14 protein-coding genes and 1 tRNA gene are annotated in these 20,089 nt (G+C 35.6%); 2 read left to right on the top strand and 13 right to left on the bottom strand.

Annotated elements, in window-relative coordinates:
• Positions 1–93: 93 nt before the first annotated feature.
• From R8G33_01360 to R8G33_01300, 13 genes are all read right to left on the bottom strand, one after another.
• Complete coding sequence (locus R8G33_01360) at positions 94–2,943, bottom strand: EAL domain-containing protein (GenBank protein MDW3094297.1); 2,850 nt, start codon at positions 2,941–2,943, stop codon at positions 94–96.
• A gap of 121 nt (positions 2,944–3,064) precedes the next feature.
• The gene (locus R8G33_01355) at positions 3,065–3,310 is read right to left on the bottom strand and encodes a hypothetical protein (GenBank protein MDW3094296.1); all 246 of its coding nucleotides are present in this window, start codon (positions 3,308–3,310) and stop codon (positions 3,065–3,067) included.
• Between the two features lie 4 nt (positions 3,311–3,314).
• The gene (locus tag R8G33_01350; protein ID MDW3094295.1) at positions 3,315–4,067 is read right to left on the bottom strand and encodes a class I SAM-dependent methyltransferase; all 753 of its coding nucleotides are present in this window, start codon (positions 4,065–4,067) and stop codon (positions 3,315–3,317) included.
• On the bottom strand, positions 4,067–4,438 hold the full coding sequence (locus R8G33_01345; protein MDW3094294.1) for a DUF2237 domain-containing protein: 372 nt from the start codon (positions 4,436–4,438) through the stop codon (positions 4,067–4,069). Before R8G33_01345 ends, R8G33_01350 begins: the two co-directional genes overlap by 1 nt.
• 2 nt (positions 4,439–4,440) lie before the next feature.
• Positions 4,441–5,433, bottom strand: coding sequence for a TIGR00341 family protein (locus R8G33_01340; protein MDW3094293.1), 993 nt, complete (start codon positions 5,431–5,433; stop codon positions 4,441–4,443).
• 16 nt (positions 5,434–5,449) lie between these two features.
• Positions 5,450–7,075, bottom strand: coding sequence for an NAD-dependent malic enzyme (locus tag R8G33_01335; protein MDW3094292.1), 1,626 nt, complete (start codon positions 7,073–7,075; stop codon positions 5,450–5,452).
• Positions 7,076–7,313: 238 nt separating this feature from the next.
• Positions 7,314–7,390: transfer RNA gene (locus tag R8G33_01330), tRNA-Arg, on the bottom strand.
• A gap of 117 nt (positions 7,391–7,507) precedes the next feature.
• On the bottom strand, positions 7,508–12,169 hold the full coding sequence (locus R8G33_01325) for a response regulator (GenBank protein ID MDW3094291.1): 4,662 nt from the start codon (positions 12,167–12,169) through the stop codon (positions 7,508–7,510).
• Between the two features lie 51 nt (positions 12,170–12,220).
• Positions 12,221–14,470, bottom strand: a complete 2,250-nt coding sequence (locus tag R8G33_01320) for a methyl-accepting chemotaxis protein (GenBank protein MDW3094290.1) — start codon at positions 14,468–14,470, stop codon at positions 12,221–12,223.
• A gap of 40 nt (positions 14,471–14,510) precedes the next feature.
• The gene (locus tag R8G33_01315) at positions 14,511–15,053 is read right to left on the bottom strand and encodes a chemotaxis protein CheW (protein ID MDW3094289.1); all 543 of its coding nucleotides are present in this window, start codon (positions 15,051–15,053) and stop codon (positions 14,511–14,513) included.
• A 12-nt stretch (positions 15,054–15,065) separates the two neighbouring features.
• Positions 15,066–15,428, bottom strand: a complete 363-nt coding sequence (locus R8G33_01310; protein MDW3094288.1) for a response regulator — start codon at positions 15,426–15,428, stop codon at positions 15,066–15,068.
• A 24-nt stretch (positions 15,429–15,452) separates the two neighbouring features.
• Positions 15,453–16,301 carry a response regulator gene (locus R8G33_01305; GenBank protein ID MDW3094287.1) on the bottom strand — a complete coding sequence of 283 codons (849 nt, stop codon included), beginning with the start codon at positions 16,299–16,301 and terminating at the stop codon, positions 15,453–15,455.
• Between the two features lie 317 nt (positions 16,302–16,618).
• The gene (locus R8G33_01300) at positions 16,619–16,846 is read right to left on the bottom strand and encodes a hypothetical protein (GenBank protein ID MDW3094286.1); all 228 of its coding nucleotides are present in this window, start codon (positions 16,844–16,846) and stop codon (positions 16,619–16,621) included.
• A 229-nt stretch (positions 16,847–17,075) separates the two neighbouring features.
• On the opposite strand from R8G33_01300, the gene R8G33_01295 reads away from it, so the two are divergent.
• Together R8G33_01295 and R8G33_01290 are read left to right on the top strand one after the other, a co-directional pair.
• On the top strand, positions 17,076–17,690 hold the full coding sequence (locus R8G33_01295; protein ID MDW3094285.1) for a TetR/AcrR family transcriptional regulator: 615 nt from the start codon (positions 17,076–17,078) through the stop codon (positions 17,688–17,690).
• Positions 17,691–17,720: 30 nt separating this feature from the next.
• Complete coding sequence (locus R8G33_01290) at positions 17,721–20,066, top strand: MMPL family transporter (GenBank protein MDW3094284.1); 2,346 nt, start codon at positions 17,721–17,723, stop codon at positions 20,064–20,066.
• Positions 20,067–20,089: the final 23 nt, after the last annotated feature.

The following is a 20,089-nucleotide window of genomic DNA, read 5'->3' as shown; positions in this document are numbered from 1 at the left end:
TACGTAATAAAAAGATAGGTTATAACCAAACTAAAATTATTGAAGACGAGTTATTCGAATTGCCTATAAGAATGACAGAAATATATTGTCCAGCTATGCAGCTGAATTTGATATTTTTTTAAGAAAACTTTTATTTACGAGATAATTTTCGATAGGCTCTGGTTTACCTAAGTGGAATCCTTGCCCATAATCCACACCAATTTCTGTTAATAACTCAACTACCGCTTCATTTTCCACATATTCAGCGATCGTTTGTTTATCTAGCACTGCGCTCATTTCGTGAATAGCTTTAACCATTGCATAATTAACTTTATCAGTTTGCATATCTTTTACAAAGATCCCATCAATTTTAAGAAAGTCTACGGGCAATGTCTTCAAATATGCAAATGATGACAAACCAGATCCAAAATCATCCAATGCAAATAAAAAGCCATCATCTTTTAGTTGCTCGATCAAATCTATAGCAGTTGTTAAGTTAGCAATAGCTGCAGTCTCTGTGATTTCAAAACATATTTTTGTCGAATCAATCTTGTACTCCCTGGACTTATCTTGGATAAATGAAAGCAATTCATCTTCAGCAACCGATTGTCCAGACAAATTAATTGAAATTTTAGTCAGTTCTTTAACTTTATTCTTGTTTTCGCTTATGTATTGAAATACTTTTTCAATAATCCAGCGATCCAATTTATATGCGCGGTCATATCTTTCAACGGCTGGCAAAAATGCATTAGGTGGAATAATACTACCGTCTTCATCCAGCATACGCACTAATACTTCTATAGAGGTTTTCTTGGGTTTGTCTTTTGCAAGAGATACTATCGGTTGCGCATAAAGAACAAGACCATCTGATTCTATTGCTTTGTCAAAATGTTGAATCCAACGTTCTTGCCCTTTCCTCTCAATAATAGTGTCATCACCATCACAGTATTTTCGAATACAGTTTCGTCCAGATTCCTTAGCTAAATAACATGCACTATCAACTGCATTTAAAATATAAGTTAACCCATCACAAGAAGATTGAATCTCAGCCATTCCAATACTACATTCTATGCTAAATGTTTTTTCGTCCCATGAGAATCTATATGCCGCCAGGTCAGTTAGTATTTTTTCAGCTACTTTTTCTGCACTAACGATATTGGTATCTTCGATTAAGACTGCAAATTCATCACCGCCCATGCGTGCAACAGAATTTTTTTTGTTGACTATGGTTCTCAGCAGCTTTGCTACCTGTTTGAGCAATTCATCTCCAGCAGCATGGCCACATATATCATTAATTAATTTAAATCTATCCAGATCAATGTAAAGCACCGCAGAATTACCTTCGTAATTTTGCGCAATAGTTATCGCATTATTCACCCTTTTTTCAAATTCGCTGCGATTAATAAGTTTAGTTAAAATATCATGTGATGCTTGATACTTTAATCGTCTCGACAAAATACGAATATTAGTTACATCATTAAGCACTAATACTGCTCCAAAAATCTGGCCATCCTTACGCACTAGAGGTGCAGCCATTACTTGAACAGTATATCTAGTGCCATCCTTATCTAACATATCAGCATAAATTTTTTGATTCATACGCTCGCCTGTCTTCAGACAAGTGAGCACTGGATTATCAATATCATTCATTGAATGTTCTTTAAAAAATGAAATTACCTTCTCTATACTTTTACCACGCGTATCTTCTCTAGATACACCAGTCAACCTTTCTGCAGCCGCGTTTTCGTATTCTACGACACCTTCTGCATTAGTGGTTATAACCGCATCAACAATAGAGTTCAATGTAGCAATTGCCTTATCTTTTTCTTGCTGTAACTGAATTCGATTAGTTTTCTCTGCATGTATATTTACTAAAGAACCAATCATTTTATTAAGATCGCCTGATGAATCAAACGACCCTACAACTCGTAATCTAAACCAACGGAAACCTTTCTCTTTAACAGTTAAACGACATTCCATAGAAAAGAATTGCTTATTTCTAATTTCACTTTCAACAAGACGATCAAATATCTTCTTCTCTTTGGGATGCATTAGCCTTTTGATGAGTTCAAATGATGGTTTAGAATTGTCATTATCTAAACCTAACAAACTGTACATTGGGTTAGACCACCAGTCTCCATCATCTTTTAATTTAGACCATTCCCAGATACCTTCTGTTGCAGCTTGTATCGCTGTATCAAACTTTCTTTTATATTGCTTGTGCTTATACTGCAAGGTTTTAAGTTCAGTGACATCTTCAAACCTCCAAACCAGCGCATCTCCAAATATTTTCTTTGACCGTTTTATATTTATAGATATATATAAGTTACTATTCTGCCAAAAGCTCTCCCCTGATTTCGCGAAAACAAATAAAACATTATCAACTTGATCCGCATCATTAATGGATGCTTTGATATCTTGCAGAACAGCTTCATTTTTTATCAATTCTGATATTTCTTGCATCTTTTTGTTCTCCAACGAGAACATCTCAATAAACTTCTTATTAGTGTAAACGACTTCAAATGATTCATATGTAGTCACACATATGCTAGCTGGAATACTTCCAAATAATTCTTCATTAAGTTGATCTACATCTTCACCGGATGATGTTCGATCAATATTTTCAAAATCATTAGCATTAAGAAGCTCAACGAATACAGTATTTTTACTCTGAGTTGATAACTCCCATACCCATATCTTATCGTTAAGCTCACATCTAATAACTTGAGACTCTGCAGATTTTGAAAGAGATTGACATATTTGTGCAACATTATCTGGAAGCACTTGTGTAGCATCATAAATATCATAAATTAGAAAATATTCTTTCAATCCAAAGCTAATAAATAAAATTTTTCCATTGGAATCTAGCTGAATTGAATACTTACTTTTAGATTCTACTGACTGGGTGCTAGGCACATCTTGCCTTAAATCACTGCTTTTGTTTCTACCAAACAAATTAAGCATAGTTCAACTTCATGTATGTGGAGTAATCTGAATCTATATATTACCCATTTAATTGAGCATAAAAATCACTTTAAGCTATATGGAAGGAAATACTAGACAGAGTGCTATAAACCAATAGAATTCATGCACTTAGCCATTCAATCAGATAGAAAATAAACTGTCCTTCAGAGGATTTTGATGGGCCCAACACCTTAGCTGGATACTTATTCTCCTCAATACAAGCATGATTAACAGCTTCCATTTTGCTGTTATATAGCTTTACACAATTAGCTGAGAATCGATGCCTCTTAGCACGAGGAGCATATATCACGGCAAATTGTACTTTAGAAACTCCATCTATTGGGTCTGGTGGGACAAATCCATGCATCAGTTCACCATTGAGCTAATTTTTTATATTCAATCGTGCCATTTTCTATATAGCGTTTATATTGACGCCCCGATTTATAAATCAAATTTTCTTTGATATTTTTACTTAAAAATAACTTTTTAGAAACATGCACAACTTGATTATCGCATGCATAATGTGTAGCTACTGCAAATTGATACTTATCAATTAATTTCATTTTTGCCAATTGTTTTTTACTTCTCAACCACTCTTTTTTATCTGCGAAATTAATTACTAATACACCATGTTTAGATAGTCTTAATAATAAGTCCTTCATCCATAATGCTTGAAATTGAATAGATCGATATGGAACATTATCTGATTCAATGAATACATCATCGATAATCAAGTCATACTTATTATTCTGGTTCAGCTTAAGCCAATCTTTTGCATCGCTATGTATTAAAGTACAATACTTTTTTGATACTTTAAAATACTTCCTCGCAACATATAAATGCGTTTCATCTAGATCTATTGCCACAACATTACATTTAGGGAAAAAATGATGAACCAAATTAATAATTGCACCTCCTCCAGCACCTAAAACCAATACATTATTGATAGGTGTATTAGCATCAATACTAGACATTAAAAATAAATCCCATAAATTACCAGAAATAGGCTTACTAGGATTCCACTGACTATGTAATACTTTATTACGATACAAGCGTATAGCGTTGCCTGCACGAGTGACTTTATACTTAGTTAAGCCGATACATTTATGCCAAACCAGAGCCATCAGGAAAGGTCAATTGCATGCAGTTTTAACAGCTCTAAGGGAATAATATCTAGCACTTTTTCATTAGTAGACAGTAAAATAATTTTGGGTGCCACACCTTCATCATAGGCTTCTTTCCACCGTAGGGCACAAACACACCAGCGGTCGCCTGGTATTAAACCTGGAAAATCAAATTCTGGTACAGGCGTACTCAGATCATTGCCTTTACTCATTGAATATTCGAGAAATTCCTTAGTCATCTGAACACATACCGTATGTGAGCCATGATCACCATTATCGGTATTGCACGAACCATCTCGAAAGTAACCAGTAATTGGTTCATAACCGCATTCATTTAAATCGTCTCCATACACATTTTTTTGTCTTTCCATAATTAGGCACCAATTAAATATAGTTTCAATTTAAGCAATACAATCAGCAATGTAACAAGCAACATCAACCAAATAAATAGATACACTAATGCAGATTTCTTAGCTTTTCGTTTTTCCCCGCTAGTCCTCGGATTAATTCCTTTAAAGATAAATACAATATTAGCTGATAAATTAATGCACACGATATTTACAGCAAGCAGTATAAATGAGCCAAATGCTAAAAAATATTGTTGATACCCTAACATTAAACCAAGTGCGGCTGTGGGTGGTAAAATGGCTACTGCGACCATTACTCCAACTAATACAGTAGAGAGACCTGTAGTCATAGATAGTGCAGCAGCAGCACCTGAGGCTAAAGCCATAACTACAGAACTAATTCCCACTACAGTTCTAGCAGAAAGCTCTTTACTAAATTCATCCAGTGGATAGATCAGTGATATAATAAATGAAGTTAGCAGGGCAATTGTAATTCCAATCAATAAGGCAGTAAACGCACGTAAAACCAGCTTACCATCACCAAGCACAGTACCAAATGCAAGGGCAATATTGGGTCCAAGCAGAGGTGCAATCACCATCGCTCCTATCACAACAGCAATATTATCTTCTAACATACCAACTGCAGCTACAATTGTGGAAAGTAAAACCAGTAAAATATAATTTTGATCAATACGTGCATTACGCTCAATCGATTGATATAGCTCTTCTCTAGAAGTAGTATTTTTAGATGAGGAATTAGAGCTGCCTCGTTTTTCAACACGGGGTACCGTTGCTTCAACAGGTATAACCACTACCCGAGAACCTTCAGTAGCACTTATTGTTTTTTGTGTTGTATCTAACACAGTTTGAATTAGCTCATTAGCAACTAACATTCGAACAACATGTCTGTCACCGTGCTGTGGTTGATAATACCAATAATCAGTAACATTGAACTGTTCTGCAATACCTATTATTGTATCTACATGTCCTTCATCAGTGATTACTTCTATAATTTTCATTATTTACTCAACAAAATTAATATGTGGGATCGTACATATAGTTCAATAAATATTCTTTGACATCTTCAGGCTTTGGTTCCAGCTGAGCCAAATCATATTCATATGCATGATTAATGATAACTTCAGCAATATTAATTGAAATCTCTCTAATTCTATTTAACGGAGGATAAAGAGTACCACGTGCTAAATCTTCTTCACTAACTTGCTTTGCTAGTTCTCTTGCAGCCACTAAAAATACATCATCATCAATTAACCGTGCATTACATACAACCGCTCCTAATCCAATCCCCGGGAAAATATATGCATTATTTCCCTGACCAGGTTTAAATATTTCACCTTTAATTTGCACTTCATCGAATGGGCTGCCACTAGCAAATATTGCACGCCCATTTGACCAAGAATATGCTTGCTCTGCAGTACACTCTGCATGTGAAGTAGGGTTAGACAATGCAAAAATGGTAGGTCTTGAATTTATACGAGCCATTTGTTCAATTACTTCTTGAGAAAATGTTCCGGGTGAACCTGTTGCACCAATTAATACATGCGGCTTAAAATACTCAACTGCCTCTGAGAATGACATTGGTGACTCACCTACTAAATATGGTAAATTATGCTCGCTGATATCTTGCCGAGTATTTACAAGCAACCCATCTTTATCCACAAACCATAGTCGCTCTCGGGCTTGTTGATCAGACAGCCCTTCTTTCTGTAGAGCATAACAAATTAAATCTGCAATCCCTGTGGCAGCAGAACCAGCACCTAAAAATAAAATTCTCAATTCGGAGAATGGGATATCAGAAATACGCGTGCTTGCATAAAGACCAGCCAAGGCGACACCTGCAGTACCTTGAATATCATCGTTAAAACATAATGTCTCATTTTTATACTTATTCATTAAAGTATAAGCACGTGGTGTCAGAAAATCTTCAAACTGAATAAGAACATTCGTAAATAACTGTCTAGAAGCCTGAATAAATTCATCTACAAATTCATAATATTCATCGCCCGTAACACGCTTTTGATGCAACCCTAAATAAAGATCATCTTTAAGATATTCTTCATTGTTTGTTCCCACGTCCAACATAACTGGTAGACATTGAGAAGGATGAATTCCAGCACAAGCAACGTATAATGCTAATTTACCGATAGAAATCCCCATACCGTTAGCACCCAAATCACCTAATCCTAAGATACGCTCACCGTCAGTCACAACAATCACACGAATATCTTTATAAGGCCAATTTTCCATTACTTCTTTAATATGCCCTTTCTCTTGCAAGGAAAGGTACATACCTCTTGGTCTTCTAAATAATCGACCGAACTCATTGCATGCCTGCCCAACTGTAGGTGTATAAATAAGTGGCATTACTTCTTCTATATTATTTATCACTAATTTATAAAAAAGACGCTCGTTCCTACCCTGCAATGACTTTAGAAAAACATATCGCTCAATATCATAATACTTGCGTCGCATATTTTTTAATGCACGATCTAATTGTGATTCTGGTGTATTAATAGTCGGAGGGAGTAGACCATGTAATTTATACTTGTCCCGCTCTTCTGAAGTAAAAGCAGTACCTTTGTTTAGCGATGCACTATTTAGAACTTTAAATCCTGTCGGATGATCTAATTCGTCAGTCAAAATTTCACCTAATTTAAGAACAAAATTGTAGTGTTAAAATATTATTAAGTCCGTACTCTAATATTTTTTAAAATTTTATGATATATAAAATCTGAACACCAAATTAATAATTTTGCACAGCTTAGCTCCCAACACTATTCATATATCAAAACAAGAACTAAGTGGTTGTTTATAATAGTTAATAGAGCTAGATATAGAAATAATTATGAATATAGTTTATTCACGTAGACAAAATTAATGGCGCGCCCAGAGAGATTCGAACTCCCGACCACCTGGTTCGAAGCCAGGTACTCTATCCAGCTGAGCTATGGGCGCATATTTGAAATTTGAAAATAGAATTATACATTTAAGACATGGTAGTGCACATAGCCCATACTGTAATTATTATGTCTGTATTAAATAAGAAGTGCTTCAATAACTACTAGCAGGATATCACTTGAGGATTGCAAGACCCTGTATTTTTTCTAGTAATACATCTTCAACAAATGGTTTTGATAGATATTCATTAACTCCAATCGATTTTGCTTCTTGACGATGCTTCTCGGTTGTACGCGAAGTAAGCATAATAATTGGGATATCTTTCGTTTCGTCATGCGATCTGACATAAGAGGTCAGTTCTAATCCGTTCATACGCGGCATCTCTAAATCTGTTAATAAGATTGTTGGCGAATGATCACGCATTACTTCAATCGCTTCTACACCGTCTTTAGCAGTAAATACTTTATAATTTAAATCCTGCATAAATTCTGCAAGTGACCTTCTAGTGCTAATTGAGTCTTCTACCACTAATACACTAGCCTGGTGAATTTCTTCCAAATCAGTAGAATGGTGAATATTTATCTTTCCAACAAGATTTGATTGCTGTGCAAGCAAATCACAAACATCTACCACTGGAGCAATATCACCATTACCAAGAACTGTTGCTCCTACCAAACCAATCACTTTAGGCAAGTAACGGCTAAACGGTTTTATGACAATATCACGAACACTTTGAATCTCATTAACTAATACAACTTTTTTCTGACCAGAAAGCTCATCTATTAATAATGCAGAGAAATTTTTCTGCTTATTTGAGGATACAGATAAAGGCATTTTAAGTAACTGCTCAATATGAATTGCTGGATATTCTTGATTCTCTAGTTTTAAGATCAATCCTTGTTCGGTCTCTTTCAAGTCATCAAGATTTACTTGAAGAATTTCTTCTATACCACTTGTGGAAACTGCCATAGAACCTGACATTGTAGGTATTAAAAGAGCATGTGCAGTCAGCAATGATACAGGCAAAGAGAGTTCAACATTCATACCTTTATTGGGCTCAGAACTAATTGCTACTGATCCATTAAGTTCTTTGATACTTGAATAAACAACGTCCATACCAACACCACGACCGGATAACTGAGTTACTTCATCACGTGTTGAAAAACCATGCTGCATAATAATTTGCTGTACTTCATCATCCGTTAAGTCTTGTTCATTAAGAACCATGCCTTTATCAATTGCACGTGATTTAATTTCTTCAATATTTAGTCCTTGACCATCATCTTTACAATAAATTTCTAATCTTTCGCCCGTCTGAGAAAACGACAAATTAATAATTCCTGGCAAAGGCTTATCGTTAGCGTCGCGCACCTCATCTGATTCAATACCATGATCTACTGCATTACGCAGTATATGCATTAATGGATCCAATAAATTATTTAAAATTTTACTATCCAGTAATGTATCACTACCAGAGACTTGCAACTCAACTGATTTACCACTAATTTTAGCTGCCTGACGAACACCACGTTTAAGTCTGGCAACAATAGTTTCTACAGGCATCATACGAGTTTTCAAAATCGCATATTGATTATCCTTCTGCGCACGAGTTTGATCAGCAATGACAGATTCTAATGAGAATAGACGCTCTTCCATATCTTTAATCAATTCAACGGAGTCGGCAGTTGCTTCAATTAGTCTTCGCGAGTAAGTGTGTAATTCGTTATATTGATCTAATTCTAAAGGATCAAATTTTTCGTCATTGGTAGAATTTGAAAACTTCTCATTAGTACCCTGAACATCAATTAAATGTTCTAACTGTTGAGATAAAGAATAGACACTATCCTTGTTCTTTTTAATATCACGCATACTACTTAAAAGCTTATTTACATTCTCATGCATCTGAGAAGTTGCAATAATACTCTCACCAGATTGATTAATTAGCTCATCAATCATAATAGCTGGAACACGTAGTGATGAATCTTGAGATGATTTAGCTTTATCCTTTTTATCACTCTCTGTCGCACTAGTTTTTTCTTTTTGCTCAGATTCGGAGGTATTAGCAGATGCTACCACTTTATTTGCATCATCTTTTGGTGGACCAAATTCATCAATATAATTTGCCCAATCAAGGATAACCTGCATTATTTGCATAGCATCATCTGGTTGTTCACCCTGCTCCAGCAAACATTCTGTCATCTGTTCTAAGCAATCTGATGCATCTATTAATGCCATATGAAGAGCAGCATTTGGCTTAGCCTGTGCTTTCAACAATGATTGCAGTATATCTTCAAGATGATGTGTTAGTGTAGCGACACCTACGATACCTACAGTGTTAGCAGCACCTTTAATTGTATGTGCTATACGTTGTGTAACCTCAAGCTGAGACAAATAATCATCTTTAATCAAGCCCTGAATAGACTTAGAAAACTCTTCTGTTTGATGTGGTAATTCCTGTAATAAACCATCAAGCAATTCTGCTTGCACATCATCAGGAACTGTTATATCTACATCCTCAGCAGATGCTTTAGTAATACGCTTATCTTCTTCTGTTTTTTCAATATGTATAGTTGAATTTGATAGCGCTTGTTTTAAATCAGCTTTAATATCTTCACGTATAGTTCGTGCCCACTCATCATTTGAAATATATTCAATCACCTCTTGATGATATTTTTCGTTATGAATATCTTTAAGATAGTTATGAATTATAAATGGCCATTTTCTTATTTGCTCTTCAGAGCTAATAATCATATCTGTACTAGATTTTTCAAGATCACCAAAATGGAACCCAATCAATTCACACAGTTTTTGCAATGCATCTAAACCAACCATTTCAGCAGCAGAGCCCATACGTTCTATTTGTTCTGAGTATAAACAAACCATATCGAGAACATTCTGCTCAGATATCTCATCTTTATGCAAGACACTTAATACATCATCTTGCTGCTCTATAACATCATGCACTTCTGATAAAATCAGACTAAGCAACTCTTTTTGTTCTTCATTCCAATCAGAATACTTAAGTAAAATACTATCTACGGGTTCAAGTTTTTGAATAGGTGGGGGCTTAGGTGGTGCTTTAATTAATTCTTGTTCAAGCTCTTTGGGCTTATTTGTGCGCATCTTATCGGCGATCACACCCACATATGCTTCAATAATACTTCTAGGAGCTGCTTTTTCCTTTTCTGCAGTCTCTATATAGACAGTTTCTTTCTCATCTACTGCTTGTAAATCTTCTTTACTGTCAGATGAGCTTTCATTATAGTCTTTTTCAACATCACTACTTTCAATCAAAGAAGCTGCTTCAGATAAATCTTTATCAAATGCTTGATTACTTTCTGGCTTATCCTCATCATTGTCTGCAACAAATAATTCATCGACTAATGAATCAGTAACAGATTCATCATCGGAATGTTCATCTTCTATCTGTGACGTTTTTTCTACGGTAGATTGATCTAAAATTGCTTGTGATTCCTGCAAATTAACATCAAACTCTTCATCGTTAGGCAATTCATTAGCATCAGCAGCAGAAACAAACAATTTATTTTCTATTGAATTAGCTACCGTCTTATTAATATCATCTAATTCTTGCTTGGATACTTCGATTTTATCATCTGGTTCGTTAACAACTTTTGTAAAAGCTGTTTTCGCATCAGATATCTCTTTATTAAAGTCATCGTTATATTCAGCTTCATCGTCTTCGACGTGTAACTCATCTACTACCGAATCGACAATTGCTTCATCAATTTCCTCTAATTCTTGCTTGGATACTTCGATTTTATCATCGGATTCGTTAACAACTTTTGTAAAAGCTGTTTTCGCATCAGATATCTCTTTATTAAAGTCATCGTTATATTCAGCTTCATCGCCTTCGACATGTAACTCATCTACTACTGAATCGACAACTGCTTCATCAATTTCTTCTAATTCTTGCTTGGATACTTCGATTTTATTAATTGATTCATCAAGATTATGTGCAAATGCTGCCTCGGCATTTAACATATCCTTATCAATATTTACCTGATAATCTGCTTCTACTGAATTTTCATCTGCTGCAAGCAGATCGTTAGGCAATGTTTGGGTAATTTCTTCATCAATTTCAGGCAATTCGTCCTCAACGGACTGCTTCGGAACAATTGGCTCCTCTTTCTCATTTGCTTTAAATTCAGATGAATTTTTGCTTACTTCCTTTATATCAGCACTTGATGAATTATCTTCAAAAAATTCGGAAATCGATGATTCTTTTTCATCAGGCAGACTAACAACAGCTTCATCAATAACTTCTTCGTTATCATTTAGTGATTCAAATACATCTGCGAGACTTGCATTTGACTCACCTAGTAGAGAATCTAATTCTTCCGAATCATCCACATTGAATTCAGCATTATTAGATTCTGATTCAGCTGAATTATATATTGACTTATTAAGTAATACAGAAATTACTTCATCAGTATCATCAGAATTTAGCGGATATGTCCAACCTGGTTTTGATAAATTAGCAGCTAATGCAGTAACTATTTTCTCATTATCATTATTTAGCAGGTAAGCTTTAACCAAGCTTTTCCATTCAGTCATCAGAGAGAATTCTGCAACAGATATATTAGTGCCAGTGATAAAATGGTCACGAATATTGTCGCGCAACCGCTCACACAAGTACTGAAGCCCAGCATGTGAAGCATCAATGGATAACTGACAAAGGTCAACCAAATGATCTTCTAGCTTACTAATTGTAAAGCGATCATAAACATCAATAGAAGCTGTTTTAGATGCTTCTATTTGAAATGCTGATAGTTCATTAGTAAATTCTGATAGCTTCTGCTGGTCTATCTCTTGCATTTAAATAGTCGTCCTTGTTGCAATTTAAATGTTTAATGTACTGATAATGACTTATTGGTTACTTACCATAAGATCAATATCTAATTCTTTTTCAAGTTCGTCCACAGCTGTAGTTTCGATTTCTGGCGTCTTCCCATGCTCAGTAACCAATTTAAACTCGCTTACAGTTTGTACTAAATTCTTAGAATAACGACCTAACAATTCAGTATTAACTGACTGCTGCTTCATATGTCTATCGGTCTGCCGAGTACTTTCCACAATCTCGTTTGCTTGATCCAATAGACCGTTGGTAGCTTTCGCCTGTGATTTAGAGCTATTAGCGATCAAATCAACTGCATCTACCAATTCCTTTGTAGAAGCCTGAGTCATCAACATTGCATTTTCAGCTTTACTTGCAAGCTCTGTTCCTTTAGCAACCTGAGTAATCACATCATTCATTGCTACTACAGTATCACCTGTCTCAACTTGAATATTATTAACCAATGTTCCAATTTCTTTAGTCGCCTCGCGTGCATTTTCCGCTAAACGTTGAACCTCATCTGCGACTACAGCGAATCCACGTCCAGCTTCACCTGCTGATGCAGCATGCATACTCGCATTTAATGCAAGTATATGAGTTCTCTCAGAAATACTGTTAATCAAGTTCACAATTCCAGTAATTTCTTGAGATCGCTCACCTAATCGCTTAATACGTTTTTCAGTTTCGCTAATAGTGTCACGAATACTATTAATACCCTGAACAGATTCATTTACTGTATCCAGCGCAACTTGTGTATTATTAAATGCATTATCAGCCTGTTCATTTGCTTGCTGAGCGTCACTTGAAATCTTTTGCATTGCGGTAGAAGCCACACGAATTTCACTCATGGCACTTTCAGCCTGTTTTCTTTCTTTACGTGTTTCTCCCATCACCAACTTAGTCTGATCTTTAACTTGGGTAGAAACCTTAGCGACTTTCAAAGAAACAGTCCTTACTTCATTCAGAGCATCACCCGTTTCTTTTGCAAGTAAATTCAACGAGTCTGCAACTGCCCCTGTTACATCTTCAGATACAGGCACACGAACTGTAAAATCCTTTCTACTCAAATGAGCAACAGATTTTAGTAATTCAACAATTGATTCATTAAGCTGGTCATTTTCTTTTTCTGCACCAGATAATTGAGCAACTTTCTCGTCCAACAAAGTATCAAATGCATCAGATAGTTCTCCCAACTCATCTTCACGAGTCATTTGGCTACGCGCATCCAATCTACCTTGGTTAACCTGGTGGATAGTAGACTGAAGAGACTGAATTGGTCGTACAATACTTCTACCAAACATATATAAAATACTAGAAAGCAAGATAGCTACAATCACTACTGTTGAGACAAATACAGATGTTAATCGATCAGTTTGTTTACTTAAGGCAACTGTATTTTGCCCAATTCTATTTTGGGCTGATTGACCCATCTCATCGAAGATTGGGCCAAGCATGAAATCATATAACTCAGTGTATTGAGTTGCACTTCTCTTATTAAATACAATAGAGTTCATACTCGATATATATCCATCAACATAAGAATTCATACTAATTCGCTCATCAGCAGTAGTATCAGATATTTTTAAATAATTCTTAAAATTATTACTTGCGGTCTTTAAATTTTCATGCGCGGCTGTAAGGTCAGTTGAACGTATAATCTTGCCTTGATTTTCACGCATTAATTGCAAATATGCTGATAGCGTTGAATCAGCTGTTCTAGCAACTCTTTTATCTAACTGGAAAAATTTATCATTAGCAATTTTTCTTAACCCATCGTTTTCTGTGAAGCCAATTAGCTTTTGAAATTTTACAATATCTGCAAATGAAGTCTTATAGTCAGCAGTTACCTCAGATGCCTGAGTCACTAAACTTCTAACATAGTCGTCGGTATCAGCCTCAGGGTTATCCAAAATAACATCTTGAGTAAACGAATCAATTTGAGGAGCAACAGCTGAAAGTTCATTCATTATTCCTTCAAGCTCCAAAGCATGCTTATTATGATTTTCAAGAGGCGCATCGTTATATGTTTGACCAGAATCACCAGAGATATTAAGCGCGAAATCTGATTCATATTTTCTCATTTTTAGATAATTTTTTTGCGCCTGACTTGATAGTGATTCATATTCAATGAAAGCTGTTGATCTACTACCCGCAGTTTGCGTTGCCTGATTTTCAAGCCAGTAGGTGACCCCCAATATAAAAAATCCTAACAATACTGCAGAAAACAATGCTACTAATTTGTTCTTTATTTTCAGGTTATCCAACAACGCAAAATTAATCATTATTTTTACCTCTTTAATATCCCTTATAAATTTATATGGCTTAATCAGCTATTTTAAATAGCTTTTTATAATCGAAGCCGAACCAATTACTTCCATTTTGTTGATAGCTATACGTGATGCACTCATTTAATTTATGATTATCTGATAACACATCTCTGCATATATCTTGCTCATCAAACTCCAATGACATGACCATTTCCCTTACTTCAATACCTGCCATATTTTCATTCTCTCCAAGAACAAGCACTTTCTTATTACTTGATATATCCTCAGTATTTTCCAAATCTAATTTTTCATACATGTTATATACAGGTACTAAGTTCCCTCGCACATTACATAGACCACTTATAAAAGATGGCATCAATGGTAGCGGCGTAACCACTACATCATTAATTACTTCACTGCGTATATCAGCATCCAATAACAATTGTATATCTAGTAACTTGAACCCATAGAAACGTTTTTTACCTCGATCAGCTTCTTCTTGCTCTTCATATTCATCTAACGGAATAACTAATGACTCATCTAAAGGCTTTTTCCCCATAGACAAAAAAGCATTTCTTACTAAACCTGAATTTTCCATGTCTATTCTTTTTTAACTATATGCTTTAATCTGACTAACAATTTCATCTTCTGTATAGGGCTTGCCCACCAATGCTTTTCCACCTTGCAACTCTGCCCATACTCGATCTGCTTTTTGACATTTAGAACTGACAAATACAACGGGGATATTTTTAGTAGCTCTATCAGAAATGATTTCACGACATGCTTCAAAGCCATCAATGTTATCCATAATTACATCCATGAAAATCATATCTGGGCGCATTTCTTTGGCTTTAGAAACAGCTTCTTTCCCTGAAGATGCTGTAATTACAGTGTGACCGGCATTAGCTACTATAGACTTAATATTTTGCAAGTCTGCAGGCGAGTCATCCACTACTAAAATTTTGTTAGACATACATCATTCTCCTATAAATACGATCTATCCAAGATAACCAGATACAACTTTTTGAAACTCTTCATGCTCCACAGGCTTAGTAAGATAAGAATCACATCCTGCTAACTTCCCCTTAACTTTATCAAACGGAGATGATTTACTTGTCAACATTATTACTGGAATATGTTTTGTTTTTTTATTTCTCTTAACTTTCTTACAAACTTCATATCCGTCCACACCAGGCATAATCACATCCAAAAAAATCGAGTCATAAAAGTTTTCTTCTATCATGTCCATTGCTTGTTGGCCATTAGTTGCCAATTCGACTTGATAGTCCATTAGTGTAAGCTTCATTTCTAATGCCTGCCTAACTGGTAGACTGTCATCGACCACTAACACAGCTCTTTTATTTGTATTCTTTGCAGCATTTCCTTTTTCAAGCATCTCAACTACTCGCTTTTGACTCATGCCTACTGCTGTAGCTTCAGTATTGTTATCTATTAGATCATCATTGTTGACATCATCATCAATAGCAATTTCTGGTGTATACTTTAAATCCTCTACTGTAATTTCATCTAACGACTGCAATACTCGTGTTGCAAAAAATGGTAAAGGTGTAAATCTAAAACGATCGTTTTTAGGTCTCACTTTTCCGACTAGTAATGTAGGACATAATGGCTTTCCATTTGAATCTAAGTTCTCTGTACCCCACTGTTTAATTGCATCTTTATTCGACACATTCACCATCGCAATATCTATACTATCTCCAGACGTATTATCTTGAACTTGATACGAACGAGTTCGCCCCTCGGTAATCTTGAAAATTCTTTCAAGCACAAGCATGTCTTTTGTATCGATACCATAAGCACCAATCAAAAATATCTTATTCTGCATACCGACCTGCATCCCTTAGATTTATTATTAAACATCCATATTATTTATAACGACAATTAAATGCCGCACAATATAAAAGACACATTAATACTAATGCAGGAAAAACTGATTAAGTTAACCGATAAGCGTAGATTAACGCTCGACTGATCGGTCTAAACTTTTAAGGAAACATCGAATTATGTGATAAACCTCTCAAACAAATTGAGAGGTCCGATTGACCTCTTAAGTGAATATTTTTTTGTATGAAAGCTTACTTAATTTATCAACATAGACAATATCACGCCAGCCACGAGACCTTCGATAAGGTTAATTGCAAACTAAGTTGCAGCCATTGTATAAGGAATTGGAGAAAATGCGTAAAAGCCATAACCCATCGTTATACCTGCGCTTATTCCATATAACAGACCATAAACTAGTGCTGTGCTTATAGATTTACGGTTAATTAGAAATACATAAATACATGTGAAAATTACTGCTGCTATAAGCACAACAACAGAATTTAGAATCATTTTAATTTTTTCTTCAGATCGCCATAAATGCGCCATTTCCAAATATGCTTCTTTTAAGATCAAACCATGTATGAGGAAATCTGTAATCGACCACAGAATGAAAAATTACAACAGAACAATTGATTACTTTTTTCATAATTCCCCCATGGATTTACATATTGCTTTAATAATTCTATCGCACGATAACCATAAATTAATTAGTCAGTTATTTGCTTAATAATACACACTATTGACATACCGACCAGTTGGTCTGTATATTATGCAGATGGTTTCCGAAAGAGAAATACAAGCAAAATCTACTCGCAGTAAAATTTTAGACATTGCAGCTGAAGAAATCTTACGCTGTGGGTTTCAATCTTCCTCTATAGGAGAAATTATTAAAAAAGCAAACATCTCAAAAGGATGTTTTTATCACCATTTTTCGACTAAAAAAGAATTGGGTTATGCAGTCTTAGACCAATCTATTGAACACGTTAAAACAGAAATATGGATGCCAATGTTAATGAGCGAGAACCCGTTACAAGAGATTATAAATATGTTCAGAAATCCTGAAAATTATCTTGATTGTGAGAGAGTAAAACTTGGTTGCCCAATAAATAATTTATCACAAGAAATGTCACCAATAGATGAAGGATTTAGAGAAAAGATTGAAAATATGTATTCAGACTGGAAATCACATCTAGTTGCGGCATTAAATAGATGTCAGAACAATAATTATATGAATAGTGAAACTAATGCAGAGGATATTGCAACATTAATTATTGCGGTAACACAAGGCGCTACAGGTATAGCTAAGAATGCTCAACAACCAAAAAGCTTTAGCGAATATACTAATGGCTTAACCAAGTATCTACAAACATTACAACTCAATTCACCTTAATACTAACATTGTAAAAATACCGGAGATATCGTGGATAAATTTACACGAGCAATTGATAACTTTTCTGTCAAATGGAGCACATGGGTACTCAATCATCGTTGGTTAACGATTTTTTTAAGCTTGGTCATTGTCGGCGCAATATTCAGCCAATCTGTCAATCTCAACTTCTCCACCAATTATCGCGTGTTCTTCTCCGAGGAGAATCCAGATCTTGTCGCATTTGAGGAATTTCAGAAAACCTATACTAAAAGTGATAACTTCTTATTCGTAATTCAGCATAAAGATGAAAAACGCATTGATGGTGAATTAGCTGAAATAGCAGAACGCATTACAGAAGAGGCTTGGCAAATCCCTTATGCTACTCGCGTTGATTCTATCACCAACTTTCAACACACTTGGGCAAATGGTGATGACCTAACCGTTGAAGATTTGATAAAAGATGGCAGACATCTCGCACCCAACGTGTTGGATAGTAAAGTAGATATTGCACTTAAAGAGCCTCTACTAAATAACTTCTTCATATCAAAGGATGCAGATACTACCAGTATCAATGTCGTACTTCAGTACCCTGAAAAAGACCTGGAAGAAGTGCCAATAGCAGCAAACTACGCCAGAAGCATTGTTGCAGGCATAGAGAAGGACTTTCCCAACATCAATATTGCTCTTAGCGGGGTCTCCATGTTGAACAATTCGTTTGCAGAGTCTGGTTTAAAAGACATGCAAACACTCACTCCGATCATGTATGCAGTGCTACTGATAATTACATTTTTATCATTACGCTCGATTAGTGCAACTTTTGCCACCTTAGTTGTCATCATATTATCTACCCTGGTTTCACTTGGTGCTGGCGGGATGATGCATGTATTACTCACACCAATTTCATTGACTGCACCTACCATTGTTTTAACTTTAGCAATTGCTGACAGTATTCACATACTTATTTCTATGCGAGAACTGATGCGTACCGGGATGGAGAAAAACAAAGCGTTGATTGAAGGCATCCGCATAAACTTTCTTGCGGTAACTATTACCAGTATTACCACAATTGTAGGTTTTTTATCATTAAACTTTTCCGACTCACCTCCTTATCATCATTTAGGCAATATGACAGCCGCTGGAATTGCAGCAGCGTGGGGTTTATCACTATTCATGTTACCCGCTGTTATCAGCCTATTACCTATGAAAATTAAAAATCATACTAAAGAATCTGTTGAAAATAGTTTTTACACTAAGCTGGCAAACTTTGTTATTTTACGACCTAAATCTATTCTTCTTGCAACAGGTTCTATTGCAATTATTTTCTCAGCGCTTGCTTTTACCAATCAGCTCAATGATGTATGGACCAAGTATTTTGATGAATCAATAAAATTCAGAAAAGATACAGATTTCGCTCTACAGCATTTGGGTGCATTCTATCCAGTGGAGTTTTCTATCCCATCTAAAGAATCTGGCGGTATCAGCCATCCAGAGTATCTACAAAAACTGGATGAATTTGCGCAATGGATGCGCGCACAACCTGATGTAGAACATGTTTACTCAATTACAGATATTTTTAAGCGCCTAAATAAAAATATGCATGGCGATGACGAAAGATATTTTCGTTTACCAGAAGACAATGAACTATCTGCTCAATACCTATTACTTTATGAACTTTCATTACCATATGGACTTGACTTAAACGATAGGATTAATGTTGACAAGTCAGCTACACGCATCACAGCTACATTAGGTGATGTCGATACAATTCGAACAAGAGAATTTGTCGTTGAATCAAGGCAGTGGTTACAAGACAATACGCCAGAATACATGTGGGCCAGCGCGACAGGACCCACACAAATGTTCTCTTACATTGCCAAGCGAAATATTGAAAGCATGTTACGCGGAAATGCTATGGCAGTTTCAATTATCGCGATCATTCTTATATTTTCACTCAGAAGTTTTCGCTTGGGTTTGCTCAGCATTATTCCTAACGCTATTCCCGTTTTAGTCACGTTTGGTATATGGGCGCTCACTGTCGGTGTTATCGGTATGGCCGCTGCCACCATCACTGCCACCTCGCTTGGTATTGTTGTAGATGACACGGTACACTTATTAACGAAATACCTACGAGGACGAAGAGAAAAAGATCTTAACACAGAAGACTCCATTCGCTACTCATTAAATACTGTAGGAAAAGCAATCACTATTAATACCGTGATTCTCGCAATCGGATTTTCTGTGCTTGCATTCTCATCATTCAAACTTAATCAGGAAGCGGGTATTTTAACTGCGACTGCAGTAGTCATTGCGCTGATATTAGATTTCTTACTTTTACCAGCCTTGCTCTTAGTAGTAGATAAAAACAAGAAAAACATCCAATCAGCCCAAGCTATATAAATATGCAATACAACAAGGAACTA

The sequence above is a fragment of the Gammaproteobacteria bacterium genome, from assembly GCA_033344735.1.
Taxonomy (GTDB): Bacteria; Pseudomonadota; Gammaproteobacteria; order UBA4575; family UBA4575; genus UBA1858.
This window is presented reverse-complemented; position numbering and strand designations above follow the sequence as displayed.